Origin of the sequence: Skermanella rosea, assembly GCF_016806835.2 — a bacterium.
GTDB classification, from domain to species: domain Bacteria; phylum Pseudomonadota; class Alphaproteobacteria; order Azospirillales; family Azospirillaceae; genus Skermanella; species Skermanella rosea.
In genome coordinates, this window is sequence record NZ_CP086111.1 from 2,336,854 (window position 1) to 2,356,786 (window position 19,933).

Below are 19,933 nucleotides of genomic sequence, written 5' to 3' on the forward strand. Positions count from 1 at the left end.
ATGCTGCTTGCGATCGACGCCGGCAACACGAACGTGGTGTTCGCCATTTTCGACGGGGATCGCAAGCAGGGGCAGTGGCGGATCGCGACCGACGGCCGGCGCACCGCCGACGAGTACGCGGTCTGGCTGACCAGCCTGATGGCGATGAAGGGGTTGAAGCGCGAGGACGTGGACGCCGCTATCCTCGGAAGCGTCGTTCCCGCCGCGACGTTCAATCTCCAGCGCCTGTGCCGCGACCATTTCGGCGTCGAGCCCATGCGGATCGGGGAGCCGGGGGTACGGCTCGGCATCGAGATCAGGATTGACAACCCGCGCGAGGCCGGCGCCGACCGGTTGCTGAACGCCATCGCGGCGGTCGCCACATATCCGTCACCCCTGGTCGTGGTGGATATCGGGACCGGGACCACCTTCGACATCGTGGACGCGGAGGGCGGCTTCTGCGGCGGCGTCATCGCGCCGGGACCGAGCTTGGCGCTCGACGCCCTGCACCGGGTCGCGGCCCAGCTTCCGAAGGTGGATATCGTCCGGCCGGCGGCGGTCATCGGCAAAGGCACTGTCGGCGCGATGCAATCCGGCATGTTCTGGGGTTATCTCAGCATGATCGAGGGCTTGCTGACCCGCATCCAGGCCGAGCTGTCGCCGACCGGCGATCCTCCGGTGACCGTGATCGTCACCGGAGGGCTGGGCGCGCAGTTCGCCGAAGCTACCTCGATGATCCATCACATCGACAACGAATTGACCCTGCGCGGTCTCCTGCTGGTCCACCAACGCAACATGGCTTCATGACATCATCCCCTGATCCCCAATCCATCGGGTCCAGCCCCTTCGATCCCGATCGGCCCGGTTCGGACGCGATCTATTTCCTGCCGCTGGGCGGGTCCGGCGAGATCGGCATGAACCTCAATCTGTACGGTCATGCCGGGAAATGGCTGATGGTGGATCTGGGGATCTCGTTCGGCGACGAGACGATGCCGGGCGTCGACGTAATCATGCCCGACCCGACCTTCATCCGGGACCGCCGGGACGACCTCGTCGGCATCGTCCTGACCCACGCCCACGAGGATCACCTGGGGGCGGTCCAGTACCTGTGGCCGGAGCTCCGCTGCCCCGTCTACGCGACGCCCTTCACCGCGTCGGTGCTGCGGGCCAAGCTGCTGGAGCGCAACCTTGCCGGCAAGGTGGAGATCATCGAGGTGCCGCTCTCGGGACGGTTCTCCGCCGGGCCGTTCGAGGTGGAACTGATCACCGTCACCCATTCCGTGCCCGAACCCAACGCCCTCGTGCTGCGCACGCCGCTCGGGGCCGTGCTGCATACCGGCGACTGGAAGCTGGATCCCGACCCCGTCGTCGGCGCCCCGACCGACGAGGCGGCCCTGATGCGCCTGGGCGGCGAGGGCGTGCTGGCGATGGTGTGCGACAGTACCAATGCCATGGTTCCGGGAATTTCGGGTTCGGAGGCGGCGGTGCGCGACAGCCTGATCAAGCTGTTCGGCCGGCTCAAGAACCGAATCGCGATCAGTTGCTTCGCGACCAACGTCGCGCGGCTGGAAAGCATCGCCGCGGCCGCCACGGCGACCGACCGGAACGTCGCGCTGGTCGGGCGCTCCCTGTGGCGCATCAACGAGGCGGCCCGGGCCAACGGGTACCTGAAGGACGTCCCACCTTTCCTCAGCGAGCGCGATGCCGGCTTCCTGCCGCGTGAGAAGACCGTGCTGGTCTGTACCGGAAGCCAGGGCGAGCCCCGGTCCGCGCTCTCCCGGATCGCCGCGGACGACCATCCCGAGATCGCGCTGGAGCGCGGCGACACCGTCATCTTCTCGTCGCGCGAGATCCCGGGGAACGAGCGGGCGATCGGTCGGGTGCAGAACATGCTGGTCGGGCAGGGGGTGGAGGTCATCACCGCCGACACCGAGTTCGTCCATGTGTCCGGCCATCCCGCCCAGGACGAGTTGGTCCGCATGTACCAGTGGGTGCGCCCGAAGTTGGCGGTCCCGATCCATGGCGAGATCCGCCACCAGACGGAACATGCGCGGCTGGCGCGCGACTGCCAGGTGCCCGACACGATCATTCCGGAGAACGGCTCGATCATCCGGCTGGCGCCCGGGCCGGCGGAAGTGGTCGGGCAGGTCCAGCACGGACGGCTGGCCCTGGACGGCAAGCGGATCGTGCCGCTGGATGCCGGGGTCATGCGGGGCCGGCACCGCATGATGTACAATGGTGCCGCGGTGGCCACCCTGGTCATGGATTCCGAAGGCGAACTGGTCACCCATCCGCAGGTCGCCGTCATGGGGCTGCTCGAGGGACCCGAAGCCGGGGAGATCCTGACCGAAGTCGGATTCGCCGTGCGAAAGGCCGTCGAAGAGCTCTCCCGTCAGTCCCGGCTCGACGACGAGGCCGTGCGCCAGGCGACCCGCATCGCGGTCCGCCGGAGCCTCAACGCCAGCCAGGGCAAAAAGCCGCTCACCGAAGTCCATCTGGTTCGGCTATAGGGATGGGGAGCGGGCCGTGGAACCCGGCACCGCCATCGATGGACCAAGTCAGAAAGACCAAGGGGGAACCATGATCGGCAAGCTCAACCACGTGGCTATCGTCGTGCCCGACCTGGAGAAAGCGACGGCCCTTTACCGCGACACGCTCGGCGCCGCCGTCTCGGCTCCGGTCGACCAGCCGGCCCACGGGGTGACGGTGGTGTTCGTCGAACTGCCCAACACCAAGATAGAACTGCTGTATCCCCTGGGCGATGCCAGCCCGATCGCCAAGTTCCTGGCCAGCAATCCGTCGGGCGGAATCCACCATGTCTGCTACGAGGTGCCCGACATCCTGGCGGCCCGCGACAAGCTGAAGGCCGACGGGGCCCGCGTGCTGGGCGACGGCGAACCCAAGATCGGCGCCCACGACAAGCCGGTCCTGTTCCTCCACCCCAAGGACTTCCTGGGCACCCTGGTCGAACTGGAGCAGGCCTGATCGATGGGTTGGGTAACCGGCATCGCCGTCTATTTCGTCGTCTGGTGGACAGTCCTCTTCGCCGTGCTTCCCTGGGGCTCCCACGCGCCGGAGGAGCCGGAGCCCGGCATGGCCGCGGGGGCGCCCGCCAAGCCCCGCATCGGCCTGAAGTTCCTGGTCACCACCGGGGTCGCGGCTGTCGTCTGGCTGATCATCTATTTCATCGTCACGTCCGGGCTGATCTCGTTCCGGACGTGACCTCAGCGGAGGTCACGTCGCGCCATGGGCCTGTCCTATTGCGAAGCAGCACCTGGGCATCCGTGGCACGGGCCTTATCATGACGGGGAGTACGGGTTCCCGTCCGCCGACGAGCGGGTCCTGTTCGAACGGCTGGTCCTGGAGATCAACCAGGCCGGACTATCCTGGCTGACCATCCTGAAGAAGCGCGCGGCCTTCGCCGCCGCTTTCGAGAATTACGACGTCGACCGGATCGCCGCCTACGGCGAGGAAGACCGGGCGCGGCTGCTGGGCGACGCCGGCATCATCCGCAACCGGCTCAAGATCGATGCCGTGATCGAGAACGCGCGCCGCGTCCAGGCCCTCCGTGCCTCCCACGGCGGTTTCGCCGGATGGCTGGACAGCCACCATCCGCTGGACAAGGCGGGGTGGGTGAAGCTGTTCAAGGCGCAGTTCCGCTTCACGGGCGGGGAGATCGTGAACGAGTTCCTGATGAGTCTCGGCTATCTGCCCGGTGCCCATAATCCGGGCTGCCCGGTGCATCGCCACCTGGAATCGCTTGATCCCCCCTGGATTCGGGCTGAACGGAGCGGGTTTACCGGATATCGAGCTTAAACTTTGGGCAAACCGTTGGGCGAAACGCGCTCAATTGCACAGGGCTTAAGCAAAAGAGCAAGAAAATGAGCAAAAGAAAAGGCAAGCTCCATTTTGTGGCTTGCCTTGCTCAGTTCCTCAGACAATAATTTTTATCGCTGAGAGGGTTTATCCCTCTTACCGACGCCTGGTGGCGATTCCTCCCTAACTTCAGGCCGCGCTGCGGTGACAGCGCGGCCCTTTTCTTATTGTGAGCGAAACCTTACGCCATGCTTGCGTCATCGTCACCTGTTTTCTGCCCAATCCATGGCTCTTTGCCGCGGTACTGATCATGTCGCGGTTCAGCCGGGCATGCGGGGCGGATCGGGCAAAACGGTTGTGGCCGATACCGCCGAATTGGTACAAAGGCATCCGGTCACACGCGGCTTTCAGGGCAGGGCGTCTCGCGTCATGGGCAACGGCACACCTGCCTCGAAATGCGTAAGGTCTTTCAGAAAAATCCCGGGTTCCAAGCCACCCTGCGGGTCTTCATCCTGCATAGGGCTGCCTGCGGCCGGCTTACCGCCCGTCCCGTCACTTGAACCAACTCTCTCGGAGGGAACAAGAAACATGCTCAACAGACGCCAGTTCGGTCTTTCGGTGGCCGGGACCGCCGCAGCCCTCAGTGTCGGTCCGACGGTCGGTCGCGCGTTCGCCGCCGACAAGCTGAAGGTCGGCTTCGTCTATGTCGGTCCGGTTTCGGATCACGGCTACAGCTATCAGCACGACCTGGGCCGCCGCCACATCGCCGAGCATTTCGGCGACCGGATCGAGACCACCTATGTGGAGAACGTGGCCGAGGGTCCCGACACCGAGCGGGTGATCAACCAGCTGGCCGCCGGCGGCGCCGGGCTGATCTTCACGACGTCGTTCGGGTTCATGAACCCGACGCTGAAGGTCGCGCAGCGTTTCCCCAAAGTGAAGTTCGAGCACGCGACCGGGTACAAGCGCGCGGCCAACGTGGCCACGTATTCCGGCCGCTTCTACGAGGGCCGCACCGTCTGCGGCCTGCTCGCCGGCAAGATGACCAAGTCCAACATCATCGGCTATATCGGGTCCTTCCCGATCCCCGAGGTGGTCAGCGGCATCAATGCCTTCACGCTGGCGCTGCGCAGCGTCAATCCCCAGGCGCAGGTGCGGGTGGTCTGGGTGAACAGCTGGTACGACCCGGGCAAGGAGGCGGCCGCCGCCAAGGCGCTGATCGACCAGGGCGCCGACATCCTGGCCCAGCACACCGACAGCCCGGCCCCGATCCAGGAAGCCGAGGCCCGCGGCATCCATGCCTTCGGCCAGTCTTCGGACATGAGCCGGTTCGGCCCGAAGGCCCACCTGACCTCCATCGTGGACGACTGGAATCCCTACTACCAGCAGCGGGTCCAGGCCGTCCTCGACGGCACCTGGAAGTCGGAGGATTACTGGGGAGGCCTCGCCACCGGGACGGTCTTCCTGCCGCCGTTCAACGATGCGGTCCCTGACGACGTGAAGGCGCTGGGCAACAAGGCGATCGAGGACATCAAGTCGGGCGCCCTGCATCCCTTCACCGGCCCGATCAAGGACCAGTCCGGCAAGGTCGTGATCGCCGAGGGCAAGACCGCCACCGACCCGGAGATCCTGTCGATGGCCTATTACGTGGAAGGCGTCCAGGGGACCCTGCCCAAGTAACCTGCCCAAGTAAGCGGTGCCTGCCGGGGGCGTGTCGCGCGCCCCCGGCATGGACTTGCCGGCATGGACTTGTCCGGCGCTATTCCCTACAGTCCGCTCCGATCGGACTGGCCATGGGCCGGTCGTCCCCGAGCCCCGTGAGAAGTCGAATGCGGTTGTCCGCCTATTTCCTGCCCACCCTGAAGGAAAACCCCAACGAGGCGCAGATCGTCTCGCACCGGCTTATGCTGCGCGCCGGCATGATCCGGCAGACCAGCGCCGGCATCTATGCCTGGCTGCCGCTGGGGTTCCGCGTGCTGAAGAAGATCGAGCAGATCGTGCGCGAGGAGCAGGACGCCGCGGGCGCGCAGGAACTGCTGATGCCGACGATCCAGCCGGCAGAGCTGTGGAAGGAAAGCGGCCGGTACGACGATTACGGCAAGGAGATGCTGCGCATCCGCGACCGGCACGAGCGCGAGATGCTGTTCGGCCCGACCAACGAGGAGATGATCACCGACATCTTCCGGTCGGCGGTGAAGAGCTACCGCGACCTGCCGCGGAACCTCTACCATATCCAGTGGAAGTTCCGGGACGAGATCCGCCCCCGATTCGGCGTGATGCGGGGGCGCGAGTTCCTGATGAAGGACGCCTACTCGTTCGACCTGGACCAGGCCGGCGCCCGCCGCTCGTACCAGAAGATGTTCCTGGCCTATCTGCGGACCTTCGCCCGGCTCGGCATGAAGGCGATCCCGATGCAGGCCGACACCGGCCCGATCGGCGGCGACCTCAGCCACGAGTTCATCATCCTGGCGGAAACCGGCGAGAGCGGGGTGTTCTGCGACAAGGAGTGGCTGGACCTGGACGTGCTGTCCAGCGCGCCCGGATTCGACGACGACCTCGCGCCGTTCTTCGAGAAATACACCAGCATCTACGCCGCCACCGACGAGAAGCACGATCCCGCCACCTCGCCGCTGCCGGCGGGGGAGCTGGTGAACGCCCGCGGGATCGAGGTCGGCCATATCTTCTATTTCGGCACCAAGTACTCGGCCCCGCTGGGCGCCGTGGTCGCCGGGCCGAACGGCGAGCAGGTCACCCTGGAGATGGGATCGTACGGCATCGGCGTGTCGCGGCTGGTCGGCGCGATCATCGAGGCGAGCCATGACGAGGCCGGCATCATCTGGCCGGACAGTGTGGCGCCCTTCAAGGTCGGCCTGATCAACCTGAAGACCGGCGACGCCGAGTGCGACCGCGTTTGCGACGAGCTGTACCGCGACCTGAACGCCGCGGGCGTCGAGGTGATCTACGACGACCGCAACGAGCGGGCCGGCGGCAAGTTCGCCGACATGGACCTGATCGGCATCCCGTGGCAGCTGACCGTCGGTCCGCGGGGGCTGAAGAGCGGCGTCGTCGAGCTGAAGCGCCGTGCCACCGGCGAGCGCGAGGAACTGTCGCGCGACGCCGCCCTGGCCAAGCTGACCGCCTGAGACCGACACGCACCGCCCATCAGTCCAAAAAGGCCTTACAGGCATGATCTTCGGCGCTTTCGAACGCATGGTCGCGATGCGGTACCTCCGCGCGCGGCGGCAGGAAGGCTTCATCTCGGTGATCGCCGCGTTCTCGCTGCTGGGCATCGGGCTCGGCGTCGCGACCCTGATCATCGTGATGGCCGTCATGAACGGCTTCCGGTCGGAACTGCTGGGCCGGGTGCTCGGCCTGAACGGCCACATGAACGTCTACGCGATCCAGGGCCCGCTGCCCGACTACCAGCCGCTCGCCGACCGTCTGCGGCAAGTGCCCGGCGTCACCTCGGTGACGCCGACCGTCGAGGCGCAGGCCCTGGTCACTGTCCGAGGCGTGTCGTCCGGCGCCATCGTCCGAGGGATCGCGCCCGAGGATTTCCGGGTCCGGCCGACCGTCTCCAACCATATCGTGCGAGGGTCTCTCGACCGTTTCGAGGACGAGAACGTAGCTATCGGCATCCGGATGGCGCAGCGGCTGGGTCTCGCCGTCGGCGACCAGCTCACGCTGATCAGCCCGCAGGGGAACACCAGCGCCTTCGGGACGGTACCGCGCATGCGGGCCTACACGATCGGCGCGATCTTCGACGTCGGCATGTTCGAGTACGACAACAACTTCATCTTCATGCCGCTGCCGGCCGCGCAGGTCTTCTTCCGGGTGCCCGACGCGGTGACGACGCTGGAGTTGATGGTCGAGCAGCCCCGGCTGATCTGGGAGTACCGCGGGCCGGTGCAGGAGGTGCTGGGCGGCCGGGCGCGCCTGGTGGACTGGCAGCAGTCCAACGCCAGCTTCTTCAACGCCCTTCAGGTCGAGCGGAACGTCATGTTCCTGATCCTGACGCTGATCATCCTGGTCGCCGCGTTCAACATCATCTCCAGCATGATCATGCTGGTGAAGGACAAGGGCAGGGACATCGCGATCCTTCGTACGATGGGTGCCACCCGGGGCATGATCCTGCGCATCTTCTTCCTGGCCGGCGCCAGCATCGGCGTGATCGGAACGGTGTTCGGCCTCGTCCTGGGCGTCGCCTTCGCCGACAATATCGAGTCGATCCGGCAGGTGATCCAGAACCTGCTGGGTACCGAACTGTTCTCGGCCGAGATCTATTTCCTGACGCAGCTGCCGGCGGAGATCGACTGGTCCGAAGTGGCCCGGGTGGTTCTGATGGCGCTGGGGCTGTCCTTCGGCGCCACCATCTATCCGGCGTGGCGGGCGGCCAAGCTCGATCCGGTCGAGGCGCTCCGCTATGAGTGAGGCGAGGAACGGGGCGGCCGAGCCCATGATCCGGCCCATGATCCAGATTGACGGGGTCGTCCGGACCTTCAGGCAGGCGGGCCAGCCGCTCGAGGTGCTGCGTGGCGCGTCACTCCAGGTCGCCGGCGGCGAGCTGGTGGCCCTGGTCGGGCCGTCGGGCGCGGGCAAGTCGACGCTCCTGCACATCGCCGGCCTGCTGGAGCAGGCCGACGGCGGCGAGATCCGCATCGCGGGCAAGCTGGCCAACACCTTGTCCGATGCCGACCGGACCTCCTTGCGCCGCCAGTCCATCGGGTTCGTCTACCAGTTCCACCATCTGCTGCCGGAATTCAGCGCGCTGGAAAACATCGTGCTGCCGCAGATGATCTCCGGCATCTCGAAATCCGTGGCGCGGAAGCGGGCCATGGAACTGCTGGACCTGGTCGGCCTGGGTGCGCGGGCCGGCCACCGGCCGGCGCGGCTGTCGGGCGGCGAGCAGCAGCGGGTCGCGATCGCCCGGGCCCTGGCCAACCGCCCGAAACTGCTGATCGCGGACGAGCCGACCGGCAACCTGGACCACAAGACGGCGGAGGACGTGTTCGCGATGCTGGCGAACCTGGTTCGAGGCGGCGATTTCGGGGCGCTGGTCGCGACCCACAACCTCGACCTGGCCGCCCGCATGGACCGGGTGCTCGAACTGAGAGACGGTGTTCTGGTCCAGCATTGAGCAATGCCTTACCCTGTCCCCGGGGCGTACGGCGATGCCCCGGACCACGACAGGAGGGTTGCGCCATGGACCGTAGGATCATCGAGCTCTACGACGAATATACCCACGCCCCGCTGGACCGCCGGGTCTTCATCAGCCGCCTGACCGCCTTGGCGGGCAGCGCCGCCGCCGCAGCAGCCCTGCTCCCCCTGCTGGAGAGCAACTATGCCCTGGCGCAGGTCGTGCCGGCGAACGACGCGCGGCTGGAAACCTCCCGCATCACCTGGCCGGGCGCTTCGGGCGACCTCAAGGGCTACCTGGCCAAGCCCAAGGGTGCCGGAAAGCTGCCGGCGGTGATCGTGATCCACGAGAATCGGGGTTTGAATCCCCACATCGAGGACGTGGTCCGCCGCGTCGCGCTGGAAGGCTTCGTGGCGCTGGGCCCGGACATGCTGAGCCCGCTCGGCGGGACGCCGGCCGACGAGGATCAGGCCCGGACGATGATCGGCCAGCTCGACGGCAAGCAGACCCTGGACAACTTGGTCAGGACCGTCGGATTCCTCCGGAACCACCCCGGGGCGACCGGCAAGGTGGGGGCCATGGGCTTCTGTTGGGGCGGCGGCATGGCAGGCATGCTGGCGACGGCGTCGCCGGATCTCGACGCTTCGGTGGTCTATTACGGCCGTACTCCGCCGCTGGAGGCGGTGCCGAACATCCGGGCGAAGCTGCTGCTGAATTATGCCGGACTGGACGACCGCATCAACGAGAGCGTCCCCGCCTTCGAGGCGGCGCTGAAGAAGGCCGGCGTCGATCATGCCCTGCATATGTACGAGGGCGCCAACCACGCCTTCAACAACGACACGGCCCCGGCGCGCTACGATGCGGCGGCCGCACGGCTGGCCTGGACCAGGACCGTCGAATTCTTGAAATCCAGCCTGGGCACCTGACGGAGCGGGGAGGGGGCTTGGCAGGGACCGGCAGCATAGTGGCCTCGGGTGTTCCATGATGCCGAGGTCGGCCGGCATTCCCATACTTTCGGTCGGCGCGTCGAGCCGGGCGAGGCTGGCAAGAGCCTGCAGCAGCATCAGGGGTCTTCTGTATGTCGGAACACCGATCAGGACCCTCGTGTCCGGGCACCGCTGGGATTGGCGGCTGCTGAACGGCCCGACAGGACCGCTCCCGACCTGTCCGCAATGCCCGGCAGATTATCTGTTGCCTTGCCGTCACTCCCGTGCCGGGTTCCATCCGCCAGGCGGGCCGATACTCGGCGTCAAGAGAAAGTTGCGCATGACGCCGGGGCTCCGGCTTGGCATGCTGGGCGCCCGACACACTCCGCCTCCCGAGTACAGCATCCGATGCCGATCGCCGACTTCGTCCACCTGCGCGTCCACTCCGCCTATTCGCTCTCCGAAGGAGCGATCAAGATCAAGGAGCTGGTCAAGATCTGCCAGAAGCAGGAGATGCCGGCGGTCGCGGTCACCGACACCGGCAACTTGTTCGGCGCACTGGAATTTTCCCTGGCAGCCATGGACGCCGGCGTGCAGCCCATTCTCGGTTGCCAGCTCGGTATCCGGCGCATGGGGCCGGCCGCGAACGGCGGCGGCAAGCCGGTCGGGAAGGGCGTGAACATGCCCGACCAGCTCGCCCTCCTGGTGCAGTCCGAGACCGGCTACCAAAACCTGACGAAGCTGATCAGCAAGGCCTTCATGGAGGGGGATCCGACCTCGGCGCCCCAGATCGCCCTGCAGGATCTCGAAGGCTTCACCGACGGGCTGATCGCCCTGTCCGGCGGACCGTCCGGATCGGTCGGACGCCTGTTCGCCGAGGGGCACAAGCCCGCCGCGCGCGACGTCGCCGAGCAGCTGCGCCGCCTGTTCCCCGGCCGGCTCTATGTCGAGCTGATGCGCCACGGGCTGGAGGTCGAGGATCGCATCGAGCCGGATCTGGTCGACCTGGCCTATGACCTGGACCTGCCGCTGGTGGCGACCAACGACTGCTTCTTCTCGACGGAGGACATGTACGAGGCCCACGACGCGCTGCTCTGCATCGCCGAGGGCTCCTACGTGGTCGAGGCGGAAAGGCGGCGCCTGACGCCGGAGCACCGGTTCAAGACGGCCGCCGAGATGCGCGAGCTGTTCGCCGACCTGCCGGAGGCGGTGGACAACACCCTGGTGATCGCGCGGCGCTGCAGCTACCTGCTGAAGCCGATCAAGCCGATCCTGCCCGCCTTCCAGGCTGCGGCCGAGGGCGGCAGGACCGAGCCGGAAGAACTGCGCCACCAAGCCCACGAGGGCCTGACCTGGCGGCTCGAAAAGCAGGTCTTCACGCCCGAGATGACGGCAGAACAGCGCGCGGAAACCGAGAAGACCTATCGCGAACGGCTCGACTTCGAGTTGAACGTGATCGAGAACATGAAGTTTCCCGGCTACTTCCTGATCGTCTCGGACTTCATCAAGTGGGCTAAGCGCCACGAAATCCCGGTCGGGCCGGGCCGCGGCTCGGGCGCCGGCTCGGTCGTGGCGTGGTCGCTGACCATCACCGACCTGGATCCCCTGCGCTTCGGCCTGCTGTTCGAGCGGTTCCTGAACCCCGAGCGCGTGTCGATGCCAGACTTCGACATCGACTTCTGCCAGGACCGCCGGGACGAGGTGATCCGCTACGTGCAGGGCTATTACGGCCACGACCGGGTCGCCCAGATCATCACCTTCGGTAAGCTCCAGGCGCGCGCCGTGCTGCGCGACGTCGGCCGGGTGCTCCAGATGCCCTATGGGCAGGTCGACAAGATCTGCAAGCTGGTGCCCAACAATCCGGCCAATCCCGTGACCCTGGGACAGGCGATCGAGGGCGAGCCGATGCTTCAGCAGGCCCGGGATTCGGACGAAACCGTCAAGCGCCTGATCGAGATAGCGCTTCGCCTGGAAGGACTGTTCCGCCACGCCTCGACCCACGCGGCCGGCGTGGTGATCGGCGACCGCCCGCTGGACCAGCTGGTGCCGCTCTACCGCGACCCGCGCTCGGACATGCCGGTCACCCAGTTCAACATGAAGTATGTCGAGCAGGCCGGGCTGGTGAAGTTCGACTTCCTCGGCCTGAAGACCCTCACCGTCCTCCAGCGCGCGGTGGAGCTGATCACCGAGCGCGGCGACGTCATCGACCTGTCGAACCTGCCGCTCGACGACGTCAGGACGTACGAGATGATGTCGCGCGGCGAGACGACCGGCGTGTTCCAGCTTGAAAGCTCTGGCATGCGCGACGTGCTGCGCCGCCTCAAGCCGAACCGGTTCGACGACATCATCGCGCTGGTCTCGCTCTACCGTCCCGGCCCGATGGACAACATCCCGACCTACATCGCGGTGAAGAACGGAGAGAAGGAGCCGGACTACATGCATCCCTGGCTGGAGCCGATCCTGAAGGACACCTTCGGGATCATGATCTACCAGGAACAGGTCATGCAGATCGCCCAGGTGCTGTCCGGCTACTCGCTCGGCGGCGCCGACCTGCTGCGCCGCGCCATGGGCAAGAAGATCCAGGCCGAGATGGACGCCCAGCGCAAGCTGTTCATCGACGGTGCCGTCGGCAAGGGAGTCGACGGTGAGCAGGCGGGCCTGATCTTCGACCAGGTGAACAAGTTCGCGGGTTACGGCTTCAACAAGTCCCACGCCGCCGCCTATGCGCTGGTCGCCTACCAGACCGCCTATCTGAAGGCCAATTACCCGGTGGAGTTCCTGGCGGCGTCCATGACGCTCGACCTGGGCAACACCGACAAGCTGAACACCTTCCGGCAGGAACTGGTCCGCCTCAAGATCCGCCTGCTGACCCCCGACATCAACAAGTCGAACCCGGTTTTCCGGGTGGAGCTGCTGCCCGACGGCGAGCGGGCGATCCGCTACGCCCTGGCCGCCGTCAAGGGCGTCGGCATGCCCGCCATGGAGGCGGTGGTGAGCCAAAGGAACGAGGGCGGCCGCTATACGGACCTGTTCGACCTCGCCCGCCGGCTGGACACCAAGGTGATCAACAAGCGCCAGTTGGAGAACCTGACCTGCGCCGGCGCCTTCGACAGCCTGAACGGCAACCGCCGGCAGGTCCATGGCGGCATCGAGACGCTGATCCGCTATGCCCAGGCCGCGGCGGCCGAACGGGAGAGCGGGCAGTCCAGCCTGTTCGGCGGCGGGGGCGGGGTGACGCTGAAGGTGCCCGACCTGCCCAAGGTGGCCGATTGGGACCAGCTGGACCGGCTGGCCCACGAATTCAACGCGATCGGCTTCTACCTGTCGGCCCATCCGCTCGACGGCTTCGCCAAGCCGCTGTCGCGCCTGCGGGTGGTGAACTCCGCCGATCTGCTCAAGAAGGCGACCGGCGGCGGCTCGACCCGGTTCCCCATGGCGGGCGTGGTGATCAACCGTCAGGAGCGGGTCGCCAAGAGCGGCAACCGCTTCGCCTTCGTCAGCCTGTCGGACTCCACGGGCGTCTACGAGGTGACCCTGTTCTCGGAGCTGCTGGCGACCTCGCGGGAGTTGCTGGAGCCGGGCAAGAGCGTGGTCCTGATGGTCGACGTGCAGGTGATGGGCGAGGACATGCGGCTGACCTGCCACGACGTGAAGCCGCTGGAGGACGAGGTCGCCCGCGCCGCCGAGGGACTGCAGATCATCCTCAGCCAGCCGGAAGCGGCACCGCATCTGCGCAACATCCTGGACCAGATCGGGCGGGGCCGCGGCAAGATATCGATCCTGGTCGATGTCGGCGGCATGCGGGAAGCCGAGATCGCGCTCCCCGGGGCCTATGCCGTGTCGGCGAAGGGCAGGGCCGCGATCAAGGCGATTCCCGGCGTCGCGGACGTGCTCGATCTTTAGGCGTTTCGCCGGGGCATGCCCCGCCTGATGCATGCGGATATGGTTGCCAAACGCGGGGCGCCGGGCTATCTATCGCCCGTCGCAAAACCTCACGCGGGCTTGCGGTCCATCGGTCCATAGGCCGGCGGCCCGCTCCGGTGTTCACATCTCGTGGACCACGCCCGCGGCGGAGCAACCGGAAAAGGACTGTTTTCCATGCCGATGCCTTCATTCACCATGCGCCAGCTCCTGGAAGCCGGCGTCCATTTCGGCCACCACACCCGCCGCTGGAACCCGAAGATGCAGCCGTACATTTTCGGCGTGCGCAACGGCGTCCACATCATCGACCTCGAGCAGACCGTCCCGATGCTGCACCGCGCCATGACCGCGGTCCGCGACGTGGTGGCGGGCGGCGGGCGCGTTCTGTTCGTCGGCACCAAGCGTCAGGCTCAGGAGAAGGTCGCCGACTCCGCTTCGCGCTGCGGCCAGTACTATGTCAACCACCGCTGGCTCGGCGGCATGCTGACGAACTGGAAGACCATCTCCCAGTCGATCAAGCGCCTCCGCGAGATGGAAGAGCGCCTTCAGGACACCAATATCGGCCTGACCAAGAAGGAAACCCTCCAGCTCACCCGCGAGCGTGACAAGCTGGAGCGGGCGCTCGGCGGCATCAAGGAGATGGGCGGCCTGCCGGACATCCTGTTCATCATCGACACCAACAAGGAGTCGATCGCGGTCCAGGAAGCCAACAAGCTCGGCATCCCGGTCGTCGCGGTGATCGACAGCAATTCCGATCCCGACGGCGTCGCCTTCCCGATCCCGGGCAACGACGACGCGCTGCGCGCGATCGATACCTACTGCGAGCTGGTTTCCGGCGCGGTGCTTGATGGTCTGCAGGCCGAGATGATCGCGTCCGGCATCGATGTCGGCGAGCAGGCCGAAGGCGTCGAGGAAGATCTGCCGGCCGACGAGGACGTCGTCGTCGCCGAGGGTACCGACGGCGAAGCCGCGGTTTCGGAAGGCGCCCAGGCCTGATCCGTCAGATCGGGCAACCGGGCGCTTGGGTGCGTCCGGTTGCCCTTATTTTTATGTGCTGACCAGACAGATCATTCAGGAAGAGGTCCAAGATGGCCGAAATCACAGCCTCGCTCGTCAAGGAGCTGCGCGAAAAGACCGGCGCCGGCATGATGGACTGCAAGAAGGCGCTGACCGAGACGTCGGGCGACCTTGAAGGTGCCGTCGACTGGCTGCGCAAGAAGGGCCTCGCCGCCGCCGCCAAGAAGGCCGGCCGGGTCGCCGCCGAGGGTCTGGTCGCCGTCGCGACCGCCGACACCGTCGGCGCCGCGGTCGAGGTCAACTCCGAGACCGACTTCGTCGCCCGCAACGACCGGTTCCAGGCCTTCGCCAACCAGGTGGCGCAGCTGGCGCTCCAGGGCGACGGCACGATCGAGTCGCTGCAGCAGCAGGCGTTCCCCGGCACCGACCGCAACGTCGCCGACGAGGTCACCAACATGGTGGCCACGATCGGCGAGAACATGAACCTGCGCCGCGTCTCGCGCATCGCCGTCGAGCAGGGCGCCGTCGCCAGCTACGTCCACAACGCGCTGGCTCCGAACCTGGGCAAGATCGGCGTGCTGGTCGGCCTGGAGTCCACCGGCGACCGCGCCCGCCTGCTCGAACTCGGCAAGCAGATCGCGATGCACATCGCCGCCGCCCGTCCGGAAGCGGTGAACATCGAGGACGTGGACGCCAGCTCCCTGGAGCGTGAGCGGAGCGTCCTGGCCGATCAGGCCCGCGCCAGCGGCAAGCCGGAAGACATCATCGCCAAGATGGTCGAGGGCCGGCTCCGCAAGTACTACGAGGAAGTGGTCCTCCTGGAGCAGGTCTACGTCATCGACGGCGAGAACAAGGTCCGCAAGGTCGTCGAGACGGTCGCCAAGGAGATCGGCGCCCCGATCAAGGTCGTGGGCTTCACCCGGTTCGTCCTGGGCGAGGGCATCGAGAAGGAGCAGTCCGACTTCGCCGCCGAGGTCGCCGCCCAGGCGAACGTCGGCCGCTGAGGCTCCTGGCGGCCGTCCCGCGGGGCGGCCGCCGGCTCGAACGAGCGCTGGCTTGGGGATTACCTTTGATGACTGCGATGGAGGGGGCTATGCCCACCAACGCCCGGTATGGTCGCGTCCTGCTGAAGATTTCCGGCGAGGCGCTGATGGGCAATCGGGAATACGGGCTTGACCCCGAAATCGTCGACCGCGTCGCCGATGAGGTGAAGTCGGTCGTCGGCATGGGCGTCGAGGTCTGCCTGGTGATCGGCGGCGGCAACATCTTCCGCGGCGTCTCTGGCGCCGCGACGGGGATGGAGCGGGCGACGGCCGATTACATGGGCATGCTCGCGACGGTGATCAACGCGCTTGCGATGCAGAGCGCACTGGAGCGCAGGAGCGTCCAGACCCGGGTGCAGTCCGCCATTCCGATGGCCAGCGTCTGCGAACCCTACATCCGGCGGCGCGCCGTGCGCCACATGGAGAAGGGGCGGGTCGTGATCTTCGGTGCCGGAACGGGTAACCCGTTCTTCACCACGGATACCGCGGCGGCGCTGCGCGCGTCGGAAATGGGCTGCGACGCTCTCCTGAAGGGCACCAAGGTGGACGGCGTCTACTCCGCCGATCCCAACAAGGATCCGTCGGCTCAGCGCTTCGAGACGTTGACCCACCTTGAGGTTCTGGCGAAGGATCTCCAGGTGATGGACGCCTCGGCCATTTCGCTGGCGCGCGAGAATAAAATTCCCATCCTAGTGTTCTCGATCCATACGGCCGGTGCCTTCGCCGAAGTCATGGCGGGGCGCGGCAAGTTCACGATCATCACGGAAGAGGGCTGAACTACCGTGGCCGACCCTGATATTGACTCGCTCAGCCGCCGCATGGACGGCGCCCTGGAGTCGCTGCGCAAGGAATTCGGCGGGCTGCGCACTGGCCGCGCCTCCGCCAGCCTGCTGGAACCGATCACCGTCGAGGCCTATGGCCAGCAGATGCCGCTCAATCAGGTCGGGACCATCAGCGTGCCCGAAGCGCGCCTGATCACGGTGCAGGTCTGGGACCGCGGCATGGTCAAGGCCGTCGAGAAGGCGATCCGCGACGGCGGTCTGGGGCTGAACCCTCAGACCGATGGCCAGAACGTCCGCGTGCCGATCCCGGACCTCAACCAGGAACGCCGGGCCGAACTGTCCAAGGTCGCTTCCCGCTACGCCGAACAGGCCCGCGTCGCCGTGCGCAACGTACGCCGCGACGGCATGGACATGCTGAAGCGCATGGAAAAGGGCGGCGACATCAGCCAGGATGAACATAAAACCTGGGCCGACGAGGTCCAGTCCATGACCGACGCTCACATCAAGAAGATCGACGAAGCGCTCGCGGCCAAGGAAAAAGAGATCATGCAGGTCTGACCTCGATGCAGGGGACTATGACCACGACGGGCGCCTTGCCGCAGCATGTAGCGATCATCATGGACGGTAACGGCCGCTGGGCGAAAGCCCGCGGCCTGCCGCGGACCGCAGGCCATCGCAAGGGCATCGAAGCCGTTCGGCGGACGGTGGAGGCTGCCCGCGAACTGGGCATCCCTTACCTCACCATGTTCGGGTTCTCGTCGGAGAACTGGCGCAGGCCGGAGGGCGAGATCTTCGACCTCATGCAACTTCTCCGGTTCTATCTGCGCAGCGAGATCGCCGAACTCCATAAGAACGGCGTCCGGCTGAGGGTGATCGGCGACCGCTCCCGCCTGTCCGGCGACATCGTCACCATGATCGAGAAAGCGGAGGAGTTGACCCGCGGGAACCGCGCGCTGAACCTCACCATCGCGCTCAGCTACGGCTCCCGGCAGGAAATCGCGGGAGCCGCCCGGCAGATGGTCAGGGACGCGCTGGAAGGGCGGCTCAATCCCGAGGACGTGACCGAGGAGTCCTTCTCGGGCCGCCTGCTGACCCGTGAGATTCCCGATCCCGACCTGTTGCTGCGCACCAGCGGCGAGCAGCGGATCAGCAATTTCCTGCTGTGGCAATTGGCCTATACCGAGCTGGTCTTCGTCGATACGCTGTGGCCTGATTTCACGAAGCGCGATCTGGAAGATGCAATCCGAGAATTCAACCAGCGCGACAGGCGCTACGGCGCAGTCGGGACTCGGTAGATCGGGAAACCTGCGCACCAGGATCCTTTCCGCTCTGGTTCTCGGACCCGTCGTTCTTCTGGCCGTCTATCTCGGCGGCTGGGTCTTCGAAGTCCTGATCCTGACCTTCGCGGTCCTGGCGGTCGCGGAATGGACCCGGCTGGTCGAGCCGGACCGTTCCCGGTGGATCGCTTCCCTGCCGGTGGCGGCGGTGGCGGCGATCCTCATCGCGGACTTCATCTTGGGGGCGGCTGTGTCGCTCCTGCTGGCCGCAATCCTTACGGTGGCGCTGCTCGGCTACGCCTGGATGTCCCGTTCCGACCACCGCTGGCTCTTCTCCTTCGGCATTCCCTACATCGTCTTCGGCAGCGTCTCCCTGATCTGGGTGCGGGGTCACCCGGAGGACGGGCTGGGGCTGCTCATCTACCTGCTGTTCTGCATCTGGGCGACCGACATCGGTGCCTACGCCGCCGGCAAGAGCATCGGAGGACCGAAGCTGGCCCCCCGCATCAGCCCCAAGAAGACCTGGGCCGGCCTCATCGGCGGTATGCTGAGCGCCGCCGTGTTCGGGGGCGGCGTCGCGGTGGCGTTCGATGCCGAGCTACCTTGGCTGGCGGCCGCGCTCGGCATGCTGCTCGCCGTGGTCGGCCAGATCGGCGATCTGTTCGAGTCGGGCATAAAGCGCCGGTTCGACGTCAAGGACAGCGGGCGTCTCATTCCCGGCCACGGCGGTCTGCTGGACCGCGTGGACGGACTAATTGTCGCAGCGCCGGTCTTCGCGCTGTTCCACGCGACTTTGGGGAAAGCTCTCGCATGGTGGTAGCAGGCGCGCGTATGTCGGAGCCGACCGGATCTCCCCGGCGCGTCACGATCCTTGGATCGACCGGTTCGGTCGGCCGCAATACGGTGGACCTGATCTCCCGCGATCCGGGAGCCTACGCAGTCGAGGCGCTGACCGCCGGCCGCAATGTGGCGCATCTGGTCGAGCAGGCCAGGACGCTGCGCCCGGCGCTCGTGGTGATCGCCGATCCGGCGGGCTATCAGCCGCTGCGTGACGCGCTGGCCGGGAGCGGGATCGAGGTCGCCGCCGGGCCGGAGGCGGTGGTCGAGGCTGCCCGGCGGCCGGCCGACTGGGTGATGGCCGCCATCGTGGGCGCCGCCGGGCTGGAGCCCACGCTGGCCGCCGCTCGGCGCGGCGCCGTCGTCGCCTTCGCCAACAAGGAATGCCTGGTCTGTGCCGGACCCCTGATGATGGACGTGGTGCGGGATTGCGGTGCCACGCTGCTGCCGGTCGACAGCGAGCATAACGCAATCTACCAGGTGTTCGACTTCGAGCGGCGGGATTCGATCCGGCGTCTGCTGCTGACCGCTTCGGGCGGGCCTTTCCGCCAATCCTCCAGGGCGCAGATGGCCGAAGCCGGGCCGGAGCAGGCATGCGCCCACCCGACTTGGCAGATGGGTGCCAAGATCTCGGTCGACAGCGCCACCATGATGAACAAGGGCCTGGAGATCATCGAGGCGCATTTCCTGTTCGCCATGCCCGAGGAACGCATCGACGTGGTGGTTCATCCGCAATCGGTGATCCACAGCATGGTCGAGTATGTCGACGGCTCGGTGCTAGCCCAGATGGGAACGCCCGACATGCGGACTCCGATCGCCTTCGCGCTGGGCTGGCCGAAGCGGATCCCCACGCCGGCCGCCCCGCTGGATCTGATCGGCGCCGGTACGCTGACCTTCGAGGCGCCGGACCCTGAGAGGTTCCCGGCGCTGCGCCTCGCCCGCCACGCCTTGCAAAGCGGCGGAGGCGCTCCTACAATTTTGAACGCGGCGAACGAAGTGGCCGTCCAGGGATTCCTGGAACGGCGCATCGGTTTCCTGGATATCGAGCGCGTGGTCGAGCAGTCGCTGGAGCGGTTGCCACATTCGCGCCTTGATCATCTGGACGATGTGCGCCACATCGACGCGGAAGCTCGCCGTCAAGCGAGCGAAATCTTGGCCCGCTGCAGCGAATAGAACCTGAGCCGCGGGCGGCGGGAGA

18 protein-coding genes are annotated in these 19,933 nt (G+C 66.5%); all 18 read left to right on the forward strand.

What is annotated here, in order from left to right; all coding sequences use genetic code 11:
- Positions 1-786 (forward strand): type III pantothenate kinase, encoded by a 786-nt coding sequence (locus JL101_RS10660; protein WP_203098999.1) that lies wholly within the window; start codon positions 1-3, stop codon positions 784-786.
- Positions 783-2,489, forward strand: a complete 1,707-nt coding sequence (locus JL101_RS10665) for a ribonuclease J (protein ID WP_203098998.1) — start codon at positions 783-785, stop codon at positions 2,487-2,489. The genes JL101_RS10660 and JL101_RS10665 overlap by 4 nt, the downstream gene beginning before the upstream one ends.
- Positions 2,490-2,559: 70 nt before the next feature.
- Positions 2,560-2,964 (forward strand): methylmalonyl-CoA epimerase, encoded by a 405-nt coding sequence (gene mce / locus JL101_RS10670; protein WP_203098997.1) that lies wholly within the window; start codon positions 2,560-2,562, stop codon positions 2,962-2,964.
- 3 nt (positions 2,965-2,967) lie between these two features.
- Positions 2,968-3,201 carry a DUF1467 family protein gene (locus JL101_RS10675; protein WP_201080711.1) on the forward strand — a complete coding sequence of 78 codons (234 nt, stop codon included), beginning with the start codon at positions 2,968-2,970 and terminating at the stop codon, positions 3,199-3,201.
- Positions 3,202-3,225: 24 nt separating this feature from the next.
- Positions 3,226-3,795, forward strand: a complete 570-nt coding sequence (locus JL101_RS10680) for a DNA-3-methyladenine glycosylase I (protein WP_203098996.1) — start codon at positions 3,226-3,228, stop codon at positions 3,793-3,795.
- Between the two features lie 588 nt (positions 3,796-4,383).
- Positions 4,384-5,475 carry a BMP family ABC transporter substrate-binding protein gene (locus JL101_RS10685; protein WP_203098995.1) on the forward strand — a complete coding sequence of 364 codons (1,092 nt, stop codon included), beginning with the start codon at positions 4,384-4,386 and terminating at the stop codon, positions 5,473-5,475.
- A 149-nt stretch (positions 5,476-5,624) separates the two neighbouring features.
- Complete coding sequence (proS, locus tag JL101_RS10690; RefSeq protein ID WP_203098994.1) at positions 5,625-6,938, forward strand: proline--tRNA ligase; 1,314 nt, start codon at positions 5,625-5,627, stop codon at positions 6,936-6,938.
- Between the two features lie 43 nt (positions 6,939-6,981).
- Positions 6,982-8,226 (forward strand): lipoprotein-releasing ABC transporter permease subunit, encoded by a 1,245-nt coding sequence (locus JL101_RS10695; RefSeq protein WP_203098993.1) that lies wholly within the window; start codon positions 6,982-6,984, stop codon positions 8,224-8,226.
- A gap of 37 nt (positions 8,227-8,263) precedes the next feature.
- Positions 8,264-8,932 carry an ABC transporter ATP-binding protein gene (locus JL101_RS10700; protein ID WP_228435399.1) on the forward strand — a complete coding sequence of 223 codons (669 nt, stop codon included), beginning with the start codon at positions 8,264-8,266 and terminating at the stop codon, positions 8,930-8,932.
- Between the two features lie 65 nt (positions 8,933-8,997).
- Entirely contained in the window at positions 8,998-9,858 is an 861-nt protein-coding gene (locus tag JL101_RS10705) for a dienelactone hydrolase family protein (protein WP_203098992.1), read from the forward strand.
- A gap of 408 nt (positions 9,859-10,266) precedes the next feature.
- Positions 10,267-13,761, forward strand: a complete 3,495-nt coding sequence (gene dnaE / locus JL101_RS10710) for a DNA polymerase III subunit alpha (RefSeq protein WP_203098991.1) — start codon at positions 10,267-10,269, stop codon at positions 13,759-13,761.
- Between the two features lie 195 nt (positions 13,762-13,956).
- The gene (gene rpsB / locus JL101_RS10715; protein ID WP_203098990.1) at positions 13,957-14,775 is read left to right on the forward strand and encodes a 30S ribosomal protein S2; all 819 of its coding nucleotides are present in this window, start codon (positions 13,957-13,959) and stop codon (positions 14,773-14,775) included.
- Between the two features lie 92 nt (positions 14,776-14,867).
- Positions 14,868-15,800, forward strand: coding sequence for a translation elongation factor Ts (tsf, locus tag JL101_RS10720; RefSeq protein ID WP_203098989.1), 933 nt, complete (start codon positions 14,868-14,870; stop codon positions 15,798-15,800).
- Between the two features lie 89 nt (positions 15,801-15,889).
- Positions 15,890-16,615 carry a UMP kinase gene (pyrH, locus tag JL101_RS10725; RefSeq protein WP_202680392.1) on the forward strand — a complete coding sequence of 242 codons (726 nt, stop codon included), beginning with the start codon at positions 15,890-15,892 and terminating at the stop codon, positions 16,613-16,615.
- A gap of 6 nt (positions 16,616-16,621) precedes the next feature.
- The gene (gene frr / locus JL101_RS10730; RefSeq protein WP_158045670.1) at positions 16,622-17,179 is read left to right on the forward strand and encodes a ribosome recycling factor; all 558 of its coding nucleotides are present in this window, start codon (positions 16,622-16,624) and stop codon (positions 17,177-17,179) included.
- A gap of 17 nt (positions 17,180-17,196) precedes the next feature.
- Positions 17,197-17,916: an isoprenyl transferase gene (locus JL101_RS10735; protein ID WP_267133555.1), complete on the forward strand. Its 720-nt coding sequence runs from the start codon at positions 17,197-17,199 to the stop codon at positions 17,914-17,916.
- The gene (locus JL101_RS10740; protein WP_203098987.1) at positions 17,858-18,718 is read left to right on the forward strand and encodes a phosphatidate cytidylyltransferase; all 861 of its coding nucleotides are present in this window, start codon (positions 17,858-17,860) and stop codon (positions 18,716-18,718) included. The genes JL101_RS10735 and JL101_RS10740 overlap by 59 nt, the downstream gene beginning before the upstream one ends.
- Positions 18,709-19,908, forward strand: coding sequence for a 1-deoxy-D-xylulose-5-phosphate reductoisomerase (locus tag JL101_RS10745; protein ID WP_203098986.1), 1,200 nt, complete (start codon positions 18,709-18,711; stop codon positions 19,906-19,908). The genes JL101_RS10740 and JL101_RS10745 overlap by 10 nt, the downstream gene beginning before the upstream one ends.
- Positions 19,909-19,933: the final 25 nt, after the last annotated feature.